This is a genomic window from Altererythrobacter epoxidivorans, from assembly GCF_001281485.1.
In the GTDB taxonomy this organism is placed as follows: domain Bacteria; phylum Pseudomonadota; class Alphaproteobacteria; order Sphingomonadales; family Sphingomonadaceae; genus Erythrobacter; species Erythrobacter epoxidivorans.
On record NZ_CP012669.1, the window covers coordinates 1,021,457 to 1,038,011 of the forward strand.

19 protein-coding genes and 1 tRNA gene are annotated in these 16,555 nt (G+C 60.4%); 5 read left to right on the forward strand and 15 right to left on the reverse strand.

Annotated features, from left to right (window positions below):
* Positions 1-2: 2 nt before the first annotated feature.
* From dnaG to AMC99_RS05225, 3 genes are read right to left on the reverse strand one after another with little or no spacing between them, the layout of a single operon-like run.
* Positions 3-1,892, reverse strand: coding sequence for a DNA primase (gene dnaG, locus AMC99_RS05215; RefSeq protein WP_061923709.1), 1,890 nt, complete (start codon positions 1,890-1,892; stop codon positions 3-5).
* A 44-nt stretch (positions 1,893-1,936) separates the two neighbouring features.
* Positions 1,937-2,680, reverse strand: a complete 744-nt coding sequence (locus tag AMC99_RS05220) for a metal ABC transporter substrate-binding protein (RefSeq protein ID WP_061923712.1) — start codon at positions 2,678-2,680, stop codon at positions 1,937-1,939.
* A gap of 13 nt (positions 2,681-2,693) precedes the next feature.
* Complete coding sequence (locus AMC99_RS05225) at positions 2,694-3,143, reverse strand: GatB/YqeY domain-containing protein (RefSeq protein WP_061923715.1); 450 nt, start codon at positions 3,141-3,143, stop codon at positions 2,694-2,696.
* A 199-nt stretch (positions 3,144-3,342) separates the two neighbouring features.
* Between AMC99_RS05225 and carA the strand changes: the two genes are divergently transcribed.
* The 4 genes from carA to greA all read left to right on the forward strand — a co-directional run bounded on the left by carA (position 3,343) and on the right by greA (position 9,030).
* On the forward strand, positions 3,343-4,524 hold the full coding sequence (gene carA / locus AMC99_RS05230; RefSeq protein ID WP_061923718.1) for a glutamine-hydrolyzing carbamoyl-phosphate synthase small subunit: 1,182 nt from the start codon (positions 3,343-3,345) through the stop codon (positions 4,522-4,524).
* Positions 4,521-5,099, forward strand: a complete 579-nt coding sequence (locus AMC99_RS05235) for a DUF6680 family protein (protein ID WP_061923721.1) — start codon at positions 4,521-4,523, stop codon at positions 5,097-5,099. Before carA ends, AMC99_RS05235 begins: the two co-directional genes overlap by 4 nt.
* 7 nt (positions 5,100-5,106) lie before the next feature.
* Entirely contained in the window at positions 5,107-8,430 is a 3,324-nt protein-coding gene (gene carB / locus AMC99_RS05240) for a carbamoyl-phosphate synthase large subunit (protein WP_061923724.1), read from the forward strand.
* 123 nt (positions 8,431-8,553) lie between these two features.
* Entirely contained in the window at positions 8,554-9,030 is a 477-nt protein-coding gene (gene greA / locus AMC99_RS05245; RefSeq protein ID WP_061923727.1) for a transcription elongation factor GreA, read from the forward strand.
* Between the two features lie 18 nt (positions 9,031-9,048).
* On the opposite strand, the gene AMC99_RS05250 is transcribed toward greA, so the two are convergent.
* From AMC99_RS05250 to AMC99_RS05275, 6 genes are all read right to left on the reverse strand, one after another.
* Positions 9,049-9,537, reverse strand: a complete 489-nt coding sequence (locus AMC99_RS05250) for a GNAT family N-acetyltransferase (protein WP_061923729.1) — start codon at positions 9,535-9,537, stop codon at positions 9,049-9,051.
* Positions 9,538-9,544: 7 nt separating this feature from the next.
* A complete protein-coding gene (locus tag AMC99_RS05255) occupies positions 9,545-9,775 on the reverse strand; it encodes a DUF4170 domain-containing protein (RefSeq protein WP_061923731.1) in 231 nt (76 codons plus the stop codon).
* A gap of 105 nt (positions 9,776-9,880) precedes the next feature.
* Entirely contained in the window at positions 9,881-10,360 is a 480-nt protein-coding gene (locus AMC99_RS05260; RefSeq protein ID WP_061923734.1) for a hypothetical protein, read from the reverse strand.
* Between the two features lie 50 nt (positions 10,361-10,410).
* Positions 10,411-10,725 (reverse strand): hypothetical protein, encoded by a 315-nt coding sequence (locus AMC99_RS05265; protein WP_061923737.1) that lies wholly within the window; start codon positions 10,723-10,725, stop codon positions 10,411-10,413.
* Positions 10,722-11,153 (reverse strand): phage holin family protein, encoded by a 432-nt coding sequence (locus AMC99_RS05270; RefSeq protein ID WP_061923740.1) that lies wholly within the window; start codon positions 11,151-11,153, stop codon positions 10,722-10,724. The genes AMC99_RS05265 and AMC99_RS05270 overlap by 4 nt, the downstream gene beginning before the upstream one ends.
* Before the next feature lie 23 nt (positions 11,154-11,176).
* Positions 11,177-11,752 carry a hypothetical protein gene (locus tag AMC99_RS05275; RefSeq protein WP_061923743.1) on the reverse strand — a complete coding sequence of 192 codons (576 nt, stop codon included), beginning with the start codon at positions 11,750-11,752 and terminating at the stop codon, positions 11,177-11,179.
* 186 nt (positions 11,753-11,938) lie between these two features.
* Between AMC99_RS05275 and eno the strand changes: the two genes are divergently transcribed.
* Positions 11,939-13,225: a phosphopyruvate hydratase gene (gene eno / locus AMC99_RS05280; protein ID WP_061923748.1), complete on the forward strand. Its 1,287-nt coding sequence runs from the start codon at positions 11,939-11,941 to the stop codon at positions 13,223-13,225.
* On the opposite strand, the gene AMC99_RS14105 is transcribed toward eno, so the two are convergent.
* From AMC99_RS14105 to AMC99_RS05310, 6 genes are all read right to left on the reverse strand, one after another.
* Positions 13,226-13,717 (reverse strand): helix-turn-helix domain-containing protein, encoded by a 492-nt coding sequence (locus AMC99_RS14105; RefSeq protein WP_061923751.1) that lies wholly within the window; start codon positions 13,715-13,717, stop codon positions 13,226-13,228.
* 148 nt (positions 13,718-13,865) lie between these two features.
* Positions 13,866-14,081 carry a hypothetical protein gene (locus tag AMC99_RS05290; RefSeq protein ID WP_061923754.1) on the reverse strand — a complete coding sequence of 72 codons (216 nt, stop codon included), beginning with the start codon at positions 14,079-14,081 and terminating at the stop codon, positions 13,866-13,868.
* Positions 14,082-14,163: 82 nt separating this feature from the next.
* Positions 14,164-14,586 (reverse strand): 6,7-dimethyl-8-ribityllumazine synthase, encoded by a 423-nt coding sequence (gene ribH, locus AMC99_RS05295; protein WP_061923757.1) that lies wholly within the window; start codon positions 14,584-14,586, stop codon positions 14,164-14,166.
* 69 nt (positions 14,587-14,655) lie between these two features.
* Positions 14,656-15,906: a 3,4-dihydroxy-2-butanone-4-phosphate synthase gene (ribB, locus tag AMC99_RS05300; protein ID WP_061923760.1), complete on the reverse strand. Its 1,251-nt coding sequence runs from the start codon at positions 15,904-15,906 to the stop codon at positions 14,656-14,658.
* A gap of 61 nt (positions 15,907-15,967) precedes the next feature.
* A tRNA-Lys gene (locus AMC99_RS05305) sits at positions 15,968-16,043 on the reverse strand.
* A 106-nt stretch (positions 16,044-16,149) separates the two neighbouring features.
* The gene (locus tag AMC99_RS05310; RefSeq protein WP_157058257.1) at positions 16,150-16,506 is read right to left on the reverse strand and encodes a hypothetical protein; all 357 of its coding nucleotides are present in this window, start codon (positions 16,504-16,506) and stop codon (positions 16,150-16,152) included.
* Positions 16,507-16,555: the final 49 nt, after the last annotated feature.

Sequence of the window (16,555 nt, forward strand, 5' to 3'; positions counted from 1 at the left end):
TGTCAGTCCGTTTCCAAATCGGAGACCGGCTCGTCAGCCGGTTCCGGTGCAATTTCCAGTTCAGCCGCGGCTGCGGCCTTCTTGCGCCCGAAAGTTTTCAGGCGGTCATTCAATCCGGCGAGCCGTTGTCGCAGCCTGGCCTGTTCGGCAAAGGAGCCCTCGGGGTCTTCGTCGAAACGCGCGGTGGCCGCCTTGATGGCAGCCTCCAGCGCCGGTCTTTCGACCAGCAGCGAAACAGCTTCGGCCAATTCCTCGCGCGCATCTACCGGGTCTGTGCCTTCTCTGAGGAAGGCGTAACGGTTAGGTTCCGGTGGGGCGGGAAGGCCTTGCGCGACCGATATGGCTACATTGTCGTGCGAATCAAGCGTTTCCGACACCTCGAAGAGAGATTCCACCATGGGTGAGGTTTTCTCGTCCAGTCGGGCAAGCCTGCCGAGTGCTTCGGAATGCCGCGCAATCTCGCTGGCGTGGCGCAGAAGTCCATGAACGGTTGCCAGCGTCAGCGCGTCTCGTGCGCCGCCCGAAAGGGCTTTCGAAAGCTTCGCCACGGCATCGCCCGAGACTGTCGCCTGGGGCCTGACCTGCGAGCGGCCTCCGCCGCCAGGACGCCATTCGCGCTGCGGTCGGGGAGGGAAGGCGAAGGCGGAGAATTTCTCGAGAAGCTCGCGCCGATACAACGCCTTGATGTCGGGATGTTCGATGCTGTCGACATGAGCCAGGATGCGCGCTTTCAGCCCGGCCTTGTCTTCCGGCGTGTTTAGCGGTGCTGCATCCCGCTCGAACTCCCACAGGGTCTGCAACAGCGACACCGGCTGCGACAGCAGCTTCTCCATCGCGGGAGCGCCCTCCTGCTTGATCAGGTCGTCCGGGTCGAGGCCGGTCGGCAGGCGCACGATCGAAAGGCTTTTTCCGGCACGAAGCATGGGGAGCGCGCGCGAAATCGCCCGCATGGCCGCTCGCTGCCCTGCATTGTCTCCGTCGAAGCAGAGGACGGGTGAGTCCACCAGTCGCCAGAGCATCTCGATCTGGGTCTCGGTCAGGGCCGTGCCGAGTGGTGCGACGGCATCGGCGATCCCGGCATTGGCGAGTGCGATCACGTCCATATAGCCTTCGACCACGACGATACGGTCGCTCTGGCGTGATGCAGGGCCTGCGCGATGCAGGTTGTAGAGAGTGCGTCCCTTGTCAAATAACGGAGTGTCGGGCGAATTGAGATATTTGGCGACGCCGTCACGGCTTTCGAGAATGCGTCCACCGAATGCGATCATGCGGCCGCGTGCATCCTGGATGGGCAGCATCAACCGGTCGCGAAACCGGTCATAGGGTGCCTTGTCGTCAACAGAGATCAGCAGGCCAGCCTCAACCAGCATTGCCTCGTCGAATTCGCCGAGCGCGCCCTTGAGGGCAACCTTGCTGTCGGGCGCGAAGCCGAAGCCGAATTCACCGACGATCCGGCGGCTGAAACCTCTCGATCGCAAGTAGTCGCGCGCCTTGGCGCCAGCGTCGCCGTGAAGGTTTTCGACGAACCAGTCCTGCGCTGCTGTTGTCACATCGACAAGCGTAGCGCGTCTTTCTGCGCGCTGGGCCTCTCGAGGATCGGGGCGGGGTACCTCGAGCCCAGCCTCTTCGGCCAATTCCTTGACCGCGTCCATGAACGGCAGGCCGCGCTGGTCTGTCATCCACCTGATGACGTCGCCATGCGCCTGGCAGCCGAAGCAGTGGTAGAACCCCTTCTGGTCATTGACGTAGAAGCTGGGCGTCTTCTCATCGTGGAAGGGGCAGCACGCCTTCCATTCGCGGCCCGCACGCTGCAGCTTGGTCGTGCGCATGATCACACTCGAAAGCGTGATGCGCGCGCGTAATTCATCCAGCCATTGCGGGGATAGGGCCATCACGCTTCAATGCGCGCCACCGGCCCCCAGTTCAAGAGATAGCGTCAGCCGTCTGTGGAAGGGGCTGTGCAAGCACTGGGCGCCTGATCGGATTTGGCGGGATAAGGTCCATTTCCGGTTGCGGTGACATAGTTGGCCTTGATCGCATAGGCATCGGCAGGGCCGGCAGGCGGTACTGTCGACTGCCACCAGAAGGTTATGGGTTCTGCCTGTTCCCACTGGTCGCCGCCGCCACCTGCATTGATTGTCCAGACGATGCCGCCATCAAGGCAGGTAATGACGACTTGCGCCTTGTTGCCGACGGCGCGGATGACCTCTGCGGTCGAATAGCCCACCGCGCCGGTGAAGCCATAGGCGGGCTGCGTCATCATGAAGCTGGTCGCGATCTCGACATCCGAACTGTCTGCACCGGTCCCGCTGCCGCTGTCATCCTGGTTATCCTCTCCCGGATAGACGGTGTGGACATAGGTGTAGATCATGCCGTTTGGCGCGGTCGCTGGATCGCACTCCGTCACGCCCTTTGGACAGGCGACGTAGGATGTGATGTCGGCGAAGGCCCCGGCCTCGTTGGTCAGGCGTGCTTTCACTTCTTCGCCCTGGGGTCCGACGATCTTCGCACCCAGTTGCAGGTCGGCAAGGTCGCCTCCCTGGATTTCCCTCGCCTTGGCGGCAGCTTCCCCGTCGGTCGTGGCGACGTCGAGGTCGGTATTCTCGACCGATGCTTCGTCGGTGCAGGCGACCAGGCCGGTTGCTAATACCGCGGTCAGGGCGAGGGACAGGGTTTTCATTTTTGGCTCACTTTCAATAGCTCTGTTTGACCAGTGCGCTGGCCATGCTCATGTCCAGTACAGCGCCGTGGCGCGCCTTCAGTTCCGCCATGACGCGGCCCATATCCTTAATGGAATCGGCGCCAATGCTTGCCTTCACATCCGCAATCGCAGCCTTCGTTTCTTCCTCGCTAAGCATCTGAGGCAGGAACTCATCGATAACTGCCAGTTCGCGGCGTTCCTGGTCGGCCAGTTCCTCGCGACCACCGTCAACATACATGGTTATCGACTCGCGCCGCTGCTTGGCCATTTTTTGTAGTACTTCGGTGACGAGATCGTCGTCTGCGACCTCTTTCGAGGAGGTGCGCAGCTCGATGTCGCGGTCCTTGATCTTGGCGCCGATCAGGCGAAGTGTCGCCGTGCGGTCCTTGTCACCGGCCTTCATGGCGGTGACGGTGGCGGTCTTGATGTCGTCGCGGAGCATTGTTTGATCCCTTGAGGTTCGAATTGGTGCGTGAATTGCTGTTCGGATTTACGGGCCAGATAGGCCTTAATCCGGAAAATGGAAATTCTGCCCGGATTTGTCGACTTTTCCCGCACTGCGGCATTGACGGGGGCGGGGCGGATGGCTAGCGGCTGAGACTTAGCGACATTGCTGGAAAACCAACTGAACGGAGCGCCACATGGCTTCTGCCGCCTCTACTCCTGCGCAACCTAAAGGTGCGACGGGAGTCCTCGTTCTGGCCGACGGAAGCGTGATCTGGGGCAAGGGCTTCGGCGCCACCGGAAGTGCGGTGGGCGAAGTTTGCTTCAACACCGCTATGACCGGCTATCAGGAAGTGATGACCGATCCGTCCTACGCGGCACAGATCGTCACCTTCACATTCCCCCACATCGGTAACGTCGGCGCCAATGCCGAAGATATCGAGAGCAAGGTCGAAGGGGCCATCGGCTGCGTAACGCGCGAGGACGTGACCGCGCCGAGCAATTTCCGCAGCGAGCTGACCTTTACCGACTGGATGGAGAAGAACGGCAAGATCGGGCTTTCGGGCGTCGATACCCGCGCGCTGACCCGCAAGATCCGCCTTGCCGGCGCACCCAATGCCGTGATCGCGCACGATCCGGCGGGCAATTTCGATATTCCCGCGCTGCTCCAGAGGGCAAAGGACTGGGCCGGGCTGGAGGGCATGGACCTCGCCACACGCGTCAGCCGCGAAGCGCAGGAAGACTGGGGCGGCGGTTACTGGCGGCTTGGCCACGGCTATGGCCGTGCCGATTGGTCGGGCAAGCCGCATGTCGTCGCGATCGATTACGGCGCGAAGGACAACATCTTCCGCAATCTGGTGAAGGCTGGGGCGAAGGTGACGGTGGTTCCGGCCAAGACCAGCCTTGAGGATATCCTTGCACTGGAACCGGCGGGTGTGTTCCTTTCCAACGGTCCGGGCGATCCGGCAGCGACGGGTGAATATGCCGTGCCGGTGATCAAGGCGTTGCTCGACCGCGACATCCCGCTGTTCGGCATCTGCCTCGGCCATCAGATGCTGGCGCTGGCGGCGGGTGCCAAGACCACCAAGATGCACCAGGGCCACCGCGGCGCGAACCACCCGGTACAGCGCGTGGGCGAGGCATGGGGCGAAACGCAGGGCCTCGTCGAGATCACCAGCATGAACCACGGCTTCGCGGTCGATGCCGACACCCTACCGCCTGAAGTCGAGCAGACCCACGTTTCGCTCTTCGACGGCTCCAACTGCGGGATCAGCATTACCGGCAAGAAGGCCTTCGGCGTGCAGTACCACCCCGAGGCAAGCCCTGGTCCACAGGACAGCTTCTACCTGTTCGAGAAGTTCGTGGGGATGCTGGGGTGACTTCATCGGATTGGATCACAATCGCCGCAATAGTCATCGGCCCAATCGTAGCGGTCGGGATTACCCTTTGGATTGAGGGCCGTCGCAAACGACAAGATGCGAAGCTCATTACGTTGCGCTTGCTGTTGTCTTCGCGAGATTTTCCTAGCGATCCGTCCTATCAGGTCGCAATCAAGCTAGTGCCAGTTGAGTTTAACGATTGCCCATCCGTTCTTTCCGCGCATCGTGAATTCTTAGAAGCGGCAAACGTCGACACCGAAAATATGTCTGACGAGCAAGTCCGAAAGGTCGGGGAAAATACATCGGTGAAGCTCACTCGGCTCTTGTTTGAGATGTCGAAAGCAGCGGGTCTAAGCTTGCGAGAAACTGACATACAAACTGGCGGTTTCGGAAGCCGAGGATTCTATTATCGCGACAACCTTTTGCAGGATTCGCAGAAGGCGATGAGAGATGTAGCTAATATATTGTGGATGCAGACCCGACTGCTCGGGGGCGAAACTTGGGAGCAAATCACTCAGCAAGAATCGACAGAGCCCGTCGAGCAACCTGAAAAAGTGGCTCCGCCTGCCAAGTAGGAACAAAATGCCCAAACGTACTGACATCTCCTCGATCCTCGTCATTGGCGCCGGTCCGATCATCATCGGACAGGCTTGCGAGTTCGACTATTCCGGCACGCAGGCGATCAAGGCGCTGAAGGAAGACGGCTATCGCGTCATCCTGGTAAACTCGAACCCGGCCACGATCATGACCGATCCTGAGTTCGCCGATGCGACTTATATCGAGCCGATCACGCCCGAAATCGTCGCCAAGATCATCGAGAAAGAGCGACCCGATGCTGTGCTGCCCACGATGGGCGGGCAGACCGCATTGAACTGCGCGCTGGCGCTCGATTCCATGGGCGTGCTGGAGAAGTTCGGTGTCGAGATGATCGGGGCCAAGGCGGACGCGATCGACAAGGCGGAAAATCGCCAGCGTTTCCGCGCTGCAATGGACAAAATCGGGCTTGAAAGCGCGCGCTCAGGCGTGGCGCATACGCTGGACGAGGCTTTCGCGGTTCTCGAAACCACCGGACTGCCCTCTATCATCCGCCCCAGCTTCACGCTCGGCGGCACCGGCGGCGGCATCGCTTACAACAAGGCCGAATTCGAGCGCATCGTTCGCGAAGGTCTCGACGCGTCACCCACCACCGAGGTTCTGATCGAGGAATCGCTGCTCGGTTGGAAGGAATATGAGATGGAGGTCGTGCGCGACAAGCACGACAACGCCATCATCATCTGCTCGATCGAGAATGTCGATCCGATGGGCGTTCACACTGGGGACTCGATCACCGTTGCCCCTGCGCTTACGCTGACCGACAAGGAATACCAGATCATGCGCACCGCCAGCATCGAGGTGCTGCGCGAGATCGGCGTCGAGACGGGCGGCTCCAACGTTCAGTTCGCGGTCAATCCGGCAGACGGCCGTTTGATCGTGATCGAGATGAACCCGCGCGTGTCACGCTCATCGGCGCTGGCTTCAAAGGCAACCGGCTTCCCGATTGCGCGCGTCGCGGCGAAACTGGCGGTCGGTTACACGCTGGACGAGATCACGAACGAGATCACCGGCGCAACGCCTGCCAGCTTCGAACCGACCATCGACTATGTCGTGACCAAGATTCCGCGCTTCGCCTTTGAGAAATTCAAGGGGGCCAAGCCCGAACTCGCCACCGCGATGAAGTCGGTGGGCGAGGTCATGGCGATCGGCCGCAACTTTCAGGAAAGCGTGCAAAAGGCATTGCGCGGCCTCGAAACCGGTCTCGACGGGTTCAATCGCGTGACCGAGCTGGAAGGCGTTTCGCGCGAAGTCATCACCGCAGCACTTTCGAAGCGAACGCCGGACCGTCTGCTGCAAGTCGCACAGGCATTCCGCGAGGGGATGAGCGTTGAGGAAATCCACACGGTCACTTCCTACGACCCCTGGTTCCTGCGCCAGATCGAGGAGATCATCGCCGCTGAAAAGCGTATCGGCGAAGAAGGCCTCCCGCGCGAGGCTGCCGACCTGCGCCGCCTGAAAGCGATGGGCTTTTCCGACAAGCGCCTTGCCACGCTGGCCGTCCGTTCCGTGGGCGTGGCCGGCGGGCTTGCCGAAACTCAGGCGCGCCGCTCGGGCCTGTTGCACGATGCGCTCAAGGTCATGGCGGGTGCGACCAGCGAGAAGGAAGTGTGCGAACTGCGGCACAAGCTGGGCGTGCATCCGGTGTTCAAGCGGATCGACAGCTGCGCCGCCGAGTTCGAAGCGATCACGCCCTACATGTACTCGACCTACGAAGCGCCAACCTTTGGCGAACCGGAGAACGAGGCGCAGCCTTCCGACCGCAAGAAGATAGTCATCCTCGGCGGCGGTCCCAACCGCATCGGCCAGGGCATCGAGTTCGACTATTGCTGCGTTCACGCCTGTTTCGCTCTGGCCGAAGCGGGCTTCGAAACGATCATGGTCAACTGCAACCCGGAAACGGTTTCGACCGATTACGACACATCGGACCGCCTCTATTTCGAACCGCTGACCGCAGAAGACGTGCTCGAAATCCTCCGGGTAGAGCAGTCTCGCGGTGAGCTGGTTGGCGTCATCGTGCAGTTCGGCGGTCAGACTCCGTTGAAACTGGCGCAGGCGCTGGAAGATGCGGGCATTCCGATCCTCGGCACATCACCCGACGCGATCGACCTTGCAGAAGACCGCGAGCGCTTTGCCAAGCTGGTCAACAAGTTGAAACTGAAGCAGCCGGAGAACGGCATCGCCTACAGCCGCGACGAAGCCGCTGCGGTCGCTGCGCGCATTGGCTATCCGGTGCTGCTGCGCCCAAGCTACGTCCTTGGCGGACGTGCGATGGAGATCGTCGACAGCGAAGCGCAGCTGGACGACTACATCAAGACCGCCGTCAACGTGTCGGGCGAAAGCCCGGTCCTGGTCGACCAGTACCTGCGCGACGCAATCGAATGCGACGTCGACGCACTCTGCGATGGCGAGGAAGTGCGCATCGCCGGCGTAATGCAGCATATCGAGGAAGCCGGCGTTCACTCGGGCGATAGCGCCTGCACCCTGCCGCCATACTCTCTGCCTGCAGAGATCATCGAGGAGATGGAGCGCCAGGCGGTCTCGCTCGCCAAGGCGTTGAACGTCGTTGGCCTGATGAACGTCCAGTTCGCGGTGAAGGATGGCGAGGTTTACCTGATCGAAGTGAACCCGCGTGCAAGCCGCACTGTGCCCTTCGTCGCAAAGGCCATTGGACAGCCCGTTGCCAAGATCGCGAGCCGGGTGATGGCTGGCGAAAAGCTTGCCACGTTCGAACCCTTCAAGCGCGACCTGCCCTACATGGCAGTGAAGGAGGCCGTGTTCCCCTTCGCCCGTTTCCCGGGAAGCGATCCGATCCTGAGCCCCGAAATGAAATCGACGGGTGAAGTCATGGGCATCGATCGCAATTTCGAAGCGGCTTTCTACAAGTCGCAGCTCGGTGCCGGGATGAAGCTGCCCACCGGAGGAACGGTCTTCGTTTCGGTGAAGAATACCGACAAGGGTCCGATCGTCCCGGCGGTTCGCTCGCTGATCGAACAAGGTTTCAACGTTATCGCCACCGGGGGAACGCAAACTTTCCTGAGCGAGCAGGGGCTGGAAGTCGAGCGCGTCAACAAGGTTGCGGAAGGACAGCCGCATATCGTCGACCGGATTATCGATGGCGAAGTGGACCTGATCTTCAATACCACCGAGGGCTGGCAGAGCTTGCTGGACTCCAAATCGATCCGTGCATCCGCGCTCGAGGCGAAGGTTCCGTATTACACGACTGCTGCCGCTTCGATTGCTGCAACAAGCGCAATTCGTGCAGTTAATGCAAGCCAGCTTGAAGTCCGCTCGTTGCAGGACTATTATAGCTGAAATTCGAATTTAGCGTCCTTCCCTACATTTCGAGCCCGGACAGCCGCTTCGCCAGATGCGGCCAAGGACGAAATGACCCTCTTGCGGTAGAATTGGGAGGCGGCGCGCCAAAGGAAGACTGGGATGGCTACGATGGAAAAAGTTCCGATGCTCGCCGAGGGTTACGAGCGGCTCACTGCCGATCTCAAGACGCTCCGTGCGGAACGCCCGAAGATTGTCGATGCGATCGAGGAAGCCCGCGCGCATGGCGACCTTTCGGAAAATGCCGAATACCATGCTGCGAAGGAACGGCAGGGCCAGGTAGAGGCGCAGATCGCCGAACTGGAAGACAAGGTCAGTCGCGCCCAGATCATCGATCCCGCCACGCTGTCGGGTGACAAGATTATCTTCGGTGCAACGATCACCCTGCTCGATGAAGACGACAAGCCGGTCAAATACCAGATCGTCGGTCAGACCGAAGCCGATGCCGGCAAAGGCCGCATCTCCTACAATTCGCCCATCGCCCGCGCCTTGATCGGCAAGGAAGTCGGCGAAGAGGTAGAGGTGACCGTTCCTTCGGGTGACAAGTTCTACCTCGTCGACAAGATCGAGTTCATCTGATCGAGAGAGGAGGGCGGCTCAATCGAGCCGCTTTTCCATCGCATAATTGTGGATCGGGACGGCCTTGCCGTCGTGAACGATCTCGAAGTCGCGCCGGTGCGTGACCTCGTAGCCTGCCCGCTCGAATGCTGCGCGGGCTAGCTCGCTTGCCTCCGTGAAAAGGCGCTCCACGCCAAGCTGTCGCGCCTTCGATTCAGCGGCCATCAGTACCTCGAGGGCCAGGCCGCGCCGTGTATGGTCGGGATGGCAGTATAGATGGTCCAGATGGCCATCGGGTTCCAGCATCGCATAGGCCACCGGCACATCATGGCTGTCCGCGGCAACGAAGATCATCGCCCCGTCATCGACGCGTTGCTTCAGGCGGTCCGGCCCGGGGTGACGTGCACCCCAGGCGGCCACTTGCGCTTCGCTATATCTATGTGGCCCGATGACGGCGATCGCTTCGGCGAGCAGCCTCGCAAGGGCAGTGGCGTCGCCGTCGCGATATTCGCGGATGGAATAGGCCACAACGCGATCAGGCGTCCGGCGTCAGCAGCCTGTGGATGTGCACCACCACATAACGCATCTCGGCGTCGTCGACAGTGCGCTGCGCATTGGCGCGCCATGCATCGACCGCTGCGTCATAATTGCTGAAGACGCCTACGACATGGAGGCTTTCGGGATCAGCAAATTCCATGCTGCGCGGATCTTTTACGCGGCCACCCATCACGAGGTGGAGCTTCTGGTTGGTTTCGGTTTCTTCCATTGTGAGTGCTTTCGATCCTTGGGGAGGGGATTTCGACGCGCCCATAAACGAAGCGGCGCGACAGGCAAACCCCGTCGCGCCGCTTTGCGACCAATGTCTGGTGCTCTAGTGGTTGACGCGCGCGCGCAGGTCACGCGCTGCACGCCCGGCCTTGCGGGCAACGCCGCGGGCCGCAGAGCGCGTCTTGTCCGACGCGGTTCCTGCGAGGTAGCTGGCTTCCCGCTTTGCATGACGGGCGGTATCGCCAAGAGAATCGCCGAAATCCTCTAGTCTGTCCTGTCCGTCGCGGGCGAGGTCGCCAGCGCGGTCGATCATCGTCATGCCGTAAGCGAGGGCGGCATCGGCGGCCAGTCCGGCAAGGACTCCGCCGCGCTTCGTCAGGTGGCGTCCGGGCTTGGTCATGGCACCAATGGCGAGGCCGACAACGACAGCGCCGCCTAGCGTTGCGAAAGGGTGCTTTTTGACGAAGGTAGTCGCGCTGTCTGCGGCTTCACGCGCGGTATCGACAAAGGTGCGTTCGGCATTGCGCTTCTCGCCGGCTTCAATCTTCTCGCGAAGTTCGGCGCGTTTTTCTTCAGTCGTCATGGAATGCTCCAAAGTTCGAATTTGATTTCAGTGGCAAGGCGTGCCGCAGTTCAATCGTGTTCCGCGTCCTCGTCCTGGCCATCGTCACCTCCTTCGGCGACGAAAAGCGACATGATCGGATTTCGGGCGAACCATACGAACACCGCTCCGATCAGGGCCGCGAGGACCCCACGGTGAGTTTCGGCTGCGTCGGCTGCGCGCTCGAACACATCGCGGGCGCCTTCGCCGACATTGTCGAGCATCCGCTCGCCGATGCCCTTGCCGGCGAAATCTGCGCGCAAGTGCGCATAATCGGCATGCACGAGAGCTTTCGCGGCGTCGCGAATAGCCCTGTCTTCGATCATCCGTCGTTCGAGATCGCTCATTTCTCGCCTTCCGAAAATGCCTTGCCGATGGCCCGCGTGTGACGTCGCATCATGACGACGAGCGCGAAAGCCGCGGCAAGAAGGACGCCTACGACGATCGCGATGGCTCCGAAGGCGGTTACGATCGGAGCTAGTGCAATAATTGCCCCGACAACCAGGGCGATGAGCGCGAGGTGGATGAGCGCAAAGGCCGATATGCCGAGCAGTGCCGCGGACTTGCCGTTCTCTGCTGCAAAGGCGGCGCGGGACTTCTGGTAGGCCAGTTCGGCCTCGACATAAGTCTTGCCATCCTCGAACAGGGCAACGACATCATCCGTCAGCGAGCCACCGGAGTAGCCTGCCTCATCTTCGCCGAGCATTGCGGCGTCGAATTCGTCTTCGACGCCGTGCTCTTCCTGCCGTTCATTCGGCAGGTCCTCCTCACGCATTATCAGCCCCTCTCAGCCGCAAATCAGTCGCGGCTGCCGCGGAATACGCGTGCAAGCAGGAATCCTGCAACTGCTGCGATGCCGACAGCGACACCGGGGCTCTTGCGAACAAACTCGCGAGCATCTTCGCCAAGCTCGTCGACGCTCTTGCTGTCGAGCTTTGCCGATGCTTCCTGGAGCGAACGCGAAGCCTTGCGGGCGTAATCGCCGTACTGTTCGCCAAAGCGGCTATCGAGATCGGTAGCAGTGTCTGCGACGACCTTCCCGAGCGAGGCGAGGCCATCGCTGACCTTTGTCTTGCCGTCGGTTGCGAGATCGCCTGCGCGGGTCTTCGCTTCGGCGCCGTAGGACTTCGCATCGGCCATGAGCGTATTTCCCTTCGACTTTGCCGAATCGCGGTAAGCACCGGCACGCTCGCCAGCTTCTGCACGCAGCGCTGCGGCGCCGGCCTTGGCTTCGTCGAGCGCGGCGTTGAAACGGCTCTTCGCTTCTGCCGTGTTGTCGGTAGCAGTCGCCGCGACGGTTTTCTTCGCGGTCGACTTTTTCGCCGGGGTCTTGCGGGCTTTCGTGGTGGTGGGGGTAGTGGTTGCTTCTGCCATGACTTGGTCCTTTGCCCTCCGTGGCTGTGTAATAATGTGACTGAACCTGCCTGATCAGCCTTCTATGTTGCAACGCAACTTGCGCCCGAATGTTCCGAAGCATACAGGGCGGCCAACTACCGACATGGTGGTGTTGTAGGCGAATACAACACCTGTCCGCATTTTTTTGACGCCGGAGACAGTTCAATGACCGCGATTATCGACATTCATGGCCGTGAAATCCTCGACAGCCGTGGCAACCCAACAGTCGAAGTCGACGTGCTTCTGGAAGACGGCAGCTTCGGCCGGGCGGCGGTCCCTTCGGGTGCCTCCACTGGCGCGCATGAAGCGGTTGAACTGCGTGACGGCGACAAGACGCGCTATCTCGGAAAAGGCGTCCTGAAGGCGGTCGACGGGGTGAACGGAGAGATTGCGGACGCGATCCTCGGCCTCGATGCAGAAGACCAGCGCGACATCGATCTCGCCATGCTCGAGCTCGACGGCACGCCGAACAAGGGCCGGATCGGCGCCAACGCCATTCTCGGGACCAGCCTTGCCGTGGCCAAGGCAGCTGCGAACGCCCGTGGCCTGCCGCTCTATTCCTATCTCGGTGGTGTCGCAGCGCATCGGCTTCCGGTTCCGATGATGAACATCATCAATGGCGGCGAACACGCCGACAACCCGATCGACATCCAGGAATTCATGATCATGCCCGTCGGTGCGGAAAGCATCGCAGAGGCAGTGCGGTGGGGCGCGGAAATCTTCCATACGCTGAAGAAGGGCCTGTCGGACAAGGGGCTCGCAACCGCAGTCGGTGACGAAGGCGGTTTTGCACCCAACCTCGCATCGACCCGCGATGCGCTCGATTTCATCATGGCTTCGATCGAGCAGGCCGGGTTCAAGCCGGGCGGCGATGTCGTTCTCGCGCTCGATTGCGCTTCGACCGAATTCTTTGCCGACGGCCGGTACGACATGGCGGGCGAGGGCACCTCGCTGAGCCCCGCCGAGATGGCAGACTATCTCGCCGAGCTTTGCAAGGCTTACCCGATCCGCTCGATCGAGGATGGCATGGCTGAAGATGACTTCGAGGGTTGGAAGCTTTTGACCGACAAGATTGGCGACAAGGTCCAGCTCGTCGGCGACGACCTGTTCGTGACCAACCCCGAACGCCTTTCGATGGGCATCGAGAAGGGCCTGGCAAATTCGCTTCTCGTAAAGGTCAACCAGATCGGGACACTGACCGAAACGCTCGCTGCCGTAGAGATGGCCCACCGTGCCGGATATACGTCGGTCATGAGCCACCGGTCCGGCGAGACCGAGGATGCGACCATTGCCGACCTGGCAGTCGCCACCAACTGCGGGCAGATCAAGACCGGGTCGCTTGCCCGTTCCGACCGGCTTGCAAAGTACAACCAGCTTATCCGGATCGAAGAGGAACTGGGCACGAGCGCGGTCTATGCCGGTTTCAACGCATTCGGACGACTTGCTGGGTAGCTATTGCTTTCCCGACTTGTCGGTCAGGCCTGACAGATAAGTCTCCAGGCGTGTTATGGCGTCGGGAGAGAGCCGGACATTAACGCGGCGTTGGTCTTGCGGGTCGTTCTCCCGCAGGACCAAGCCTTCCTGTTGCAAGATTCCCAGCCACCGGAGACCGGTTGTGGGCGGTGCTGCCGAACCGATGCACGCACTCGATACCGAAACGACTTTGCCCCGCGCATGCGCAATGTAGAGGTCGAGCAGGATATCCCAGGCAGGCTCGCCGAACAGTTCGTAACCACCAATCAGCGGGCTGCGCTGACGGCGATCGGCATATAGGCGTTCGGCGCGTTCCAGCAGGGTTGGACCCGCAGTGGCCTGAGTATTCTGGCGTTCGTGTGCGATTTCGCCGTGCGAAGCAACGCCAAGCAGGTCCTTCGCGATTTGGCTCAGTTGCTCTGCAAGGTCCGCGATCTCGGAACTGAAGCCTTCGGCTCCATTTTCGATCATTATGGACGCAGCATTGCGACCTTCCACGCGGCGCTCCCCAATCCGCCCAGCGACGGAAACGCCGTTGAGTCAGAAGATTGATAGGCCCTAGTTAAGCCCTTGGCATTACGTGAGAATGCGTAGTCCATGGTCCACGCAAAGCGCACATTCATCCGCTCGATATTTTGAGGTGCTGGATCGCAGCATCGATGTAGGCAGCTGGAATGTGGGCACCCAGATTATCCAGCTGGGCCATTTGGGTTTCGAGTATGGTCACGATCGGCGCAATACTGCGGCCGTTGTCGGTCGAATGATCGATCATTGTTTTTTCTTGTCCTGTCAGCAAGGCCGGATCTTCCCCGTCCGGTCCTGCATCAAAAGACATATCTCAGGCCTCTAATATGAGACAGCCGAGTTTGATCGAAAATCAATCTATCTGATATTGAAATCAGGGTCTGCTTTTCCGATTATCCCGCAAACTTCGACTGGAGGTCGAGCAGGGCCATCGCTGCTTTGGCCGCTTCGCCGCCCTTGTCCTTCTGCGCAGCATCTGCACGTACGATCGCCTGTTCCTCGCTCTCGACCGTCAAAATGCCGTTGCCAATCGCGATACCGTCCATCGTCAGTGCCATGATTGCGCGTGCGCTTTCACCGGCGACGATTTCAAAGTGGTAGGTCTCGCCGCGGATAACGACACCGATTGCAACGAAGCCGTCGTATTGCCCGCTCTCGGCTGCAAGTGCGATTGCCCCCGGGATTTCCAGCGCACCGGGGACGGTTAGAACCTCTACCTCGTGCCCTGCCGCTTCGAGAGCCGAGCGCGCACCTGCGACGAGCATGTCGTTCAGGTGGGCGTAGAAACGTGCTTCGACGATAAGAAAGCGGGCCATTGTTTACCTCATTGTGCCGAGGCAGCGGGTGCCTCGCGATTGGTTTTATTCCGTGACGATGCGATGCGTTCAGTCCGGGATCGGCATATGGTCGACGATATTGAGGCCGTAGCCCTCGATCGCCACGACATTGGGCTGAGAATTGCTGAGCAGGATCATGTCGTGAATATTCAGGTCGGCCAGGATTTGCGAACCGATGCCGACATTGCGGTGTTCGTGGTCGGGCCCGCGGTTGGCGACTTCCGAATAACGCGCGGTGATCAGGACGATCACGCCTGATCCGTGCTCGCCCACAGCCTTCATCGCGCGCTGCAGGGTCCGCTTGCGTGGGCCAGACTGGCCCAGCAGATCATCGAAAATGGAGATCGGGTGTACGCGGGTCAACGTTGGCTCGCCGGGGACGACGTGCCCCTTCTGGATGACATATGCTTCGCTACCATCGACCTTGTTGCGATAGGTCATCAGCCGCCACTGGCCGCCGTAATCGGATTCGAATGCACGTTCACTGATCCGCTCGACCAGGTGGTCGTTCCGGCTGCGGTACTCGATGAGGTCGCGGATGGTGCCGATCTTCAGGTCATGCTTGCGAGCAAATGCGATCAGGTCGTCCAGTCGCGCCATCGAACCGTCTTCGTTCATGATCTCGCAAATCACACCCGAGGGGTTGAGGCCGGCGAGACGCGAAATGTCGACAGCCGCTTCCGTATGGCCGGCGCGAACCAGAACGCCGCCATCGCGAGCAGTCAGGGGGAAAACGTGGCCAGGGGTCACGATGTCGTCCGGACCCTTCGTGGCGTCGATCGCAACTGACACGGTTCGGGCACGGTCCGCTGCCGAAATGCCGGTCGTCACGCCTTCTTTTGCCTCGATCGAGGTCGTGAAGGCAGTCTGCATGCTTTCACGATTGTCGCGGCTCATCGGCTGCAACCCGAGCGTTTCGACACGCTTTCGGTCGAGCGCGAGACAGATCAGTCCCCGGCCATGCGTGGCCATGAAATTGATTGCGGTCGGCGTGGCCATCTGGGCCGGAATGATCAGATCGCCTTCATTCTCGCGATCTTCATCATCGACGAGAATGTACATCCGACCATTGCGGGCTTCATCGATGATCTCTTCTATGCCGACCAATGCCGGGCGATCATCGTTATGGAGAAGGAAGTTTTCCAGCTTCACCAGCGTTTCGTTTGTCGGGTTCCAACTGGCGTCACCGCAATCTCTGAGAGTGTTGGCGTGAAGCCCGGCAGCGCGTGCCAGGCCAGCGCGGGTCATACTGCCCGATGTGACGAGATCGCGGACTTTATCGATGATGTTTGTGCTCATAGGCGCCAATTATCACATCAAAATGTGATTGGGAAGCGTGTGAATGTGATTTGGAGTGTGATGGTGGACGCACTAGGGCTCGAACCTAGGACCCGCTGATTAAGAGTCAGCTGCTCTACCAACTGAGCTATGCGTCCACTCGCCGAAGATCACATCGGCCTCGATCATCAGCAGCGGTGTGCCGCTTCCGACTCGGGAGGCGCTGCATATAACGCCGATTTCGCCAAAGAAAAGGCCGCTTTGTCAGTCAGTGCGATTTTCTGCCCTGACTGCGCGCAAAAGAGGCTGTTTGAGGGTGATTTCGGATTCAAACCGGTCGTGAATGGCTGGCGAAAGCTCCGCCAGGCCTTCCTCGACGAGTTTGGATGCCAGTCGCAGTGCCTGGCTCTGCTCGATCTCCATGATCTTGTGCAACTGCCGCAGCGAAGTGCTCTCACCGGCAAGCTGTCGGTTGCCGACTGCCGTGATGAGTTCACCGATTGCACCGTCGTCGACCACGGACATAAGGGTTGGCTTGATGGGCCGGGTTGCGCGCACGATCGAGCGCATTGAGGATAGCAGCAAGCCGAATGGGCGCGCGATCTTTGCAGTATTGGACACCAGGTGATTCCGTTGCGACACGAAGTTCGGCGGCAGATGGGGGGCCGCA

What these genes read in the sequence shown, in the direction of transcription:
- dnaG (WP_061923709.1), bottom strand. Translation starts at nt 1,892, where the DNA reads ATGGCCCTATCCCCGCAATGGCTGGATGAATTACGCGCGCGCATCACG.
- AMC99_RS05220 (WP_061923712.1), bottom strand. Translation starts at nt 2,680, where the DNA reads ATGAAAACCCTGTCCCTCGCCCTGACCGCGGTATTAGCAACCGGCCTG.
- AMC99_RS05225 (WP_061923715.1), bottom strand. Translation starts at nt 3,143, where the DNA reads ATGCTCCGCGACGACATCAAGACCGCCACCGTCACCGCCATGAAGGCC.
- carA (WP_061923718.1), top strand. Translation starts at nt 3,343, where the DNA reads ATGGCTTCTGCCGCCTCTACTCCTGCGCAACCTAAAGGTGCGACGGGA.
- carB (WP_061923724.1), top strand. Translation starts at nt 5,107, where the DNA reads ATGCCCAAACGTACTGACATCTCCTCGATCCTCGTCATTGGCGCCGGT.
- greA (WP_061923727.1), top strand. Translation starts at nt 8,554, where the DNA reads ATGGCTACGATGGAAAAAGTTCCGATGCTCGCCGAGGGTTACGAGCGG.
- AMC99_RS05255 (WP_061923731.1), bottom strand. Translation starts at nt 9,775, where the DNA reads ATGGAAGAAACCGAAACCAACCAGAAGCTCCACCTCGTGATGGGTGGC.
- AMC99_RS05260 (WP_061923734.1), bottom strand. Translation starts at nt 10,360, where the DNA reads ATGACGACTGAAGAAAAACGCGCCGAACTTCGCGAGAAGATTGAAGCC.
- AMC99_RS05265 (WP_061923737.1), bottom strand. Translation starts at nt 10,725, where the DNA reads ATGAGCGATCTCGAACGACGGATGATCGAAGACAGGGCTATTCGCGAC.
- AMC99_RS05270 (WP_061923740.1), bottom strand. Translation starts at nt 11,153, where the DNA reads ATGCGTGAGGAGGACCTGCCGAATGAACGGCAGGAAGAGCACGGCGTC.
- AMC99_RS05275 (WP_061923743.1), bottom strand. Translation starts at nt 11,752, where the DNA reads ATGGCAGAAGCAACCACTACCCCCACCACCACGAAAGCCCGCAAGACC.
- eno (WP_061923748.1), top strand. Translation starts at nt 11,939, where the DNA reads ATGACCGCGATTATCGACATTCATGGCCGTGAAATCCTCGACAGCCGT.
- AMC99_RS14105 (WP_061923751.1), bottom strand. Translation starts at nt 13,717, where the DNA reads ATGATCGAAAATGGAGCCGAAGGCTTCAGTTCCGAGATCGCGGACCTT.
- AMC99_RS05290 (WP_061923754.1), bottom strand. Translation starts at nt 14,081, where the DNA reads ATGTCTTTTGATGCAGGACCGGACGGGGAAGATCCGGCCTTGCTGACA.
- ribH (WP_061923757.1), bottom strand. Translation starts at nt 14,586, where the DNA reads ATGGCCCGCTTTCTTATCGTCGAAGCACGTTTCTACGCCCACCTGAAC.
- ribB (WP_061923760.1), bottom strand. Translation starts at nt 15,906, where the DNA reads ATGAGCACAAACATCATCGATAAAGTCCGCGATCTCGTCACATCGGGC.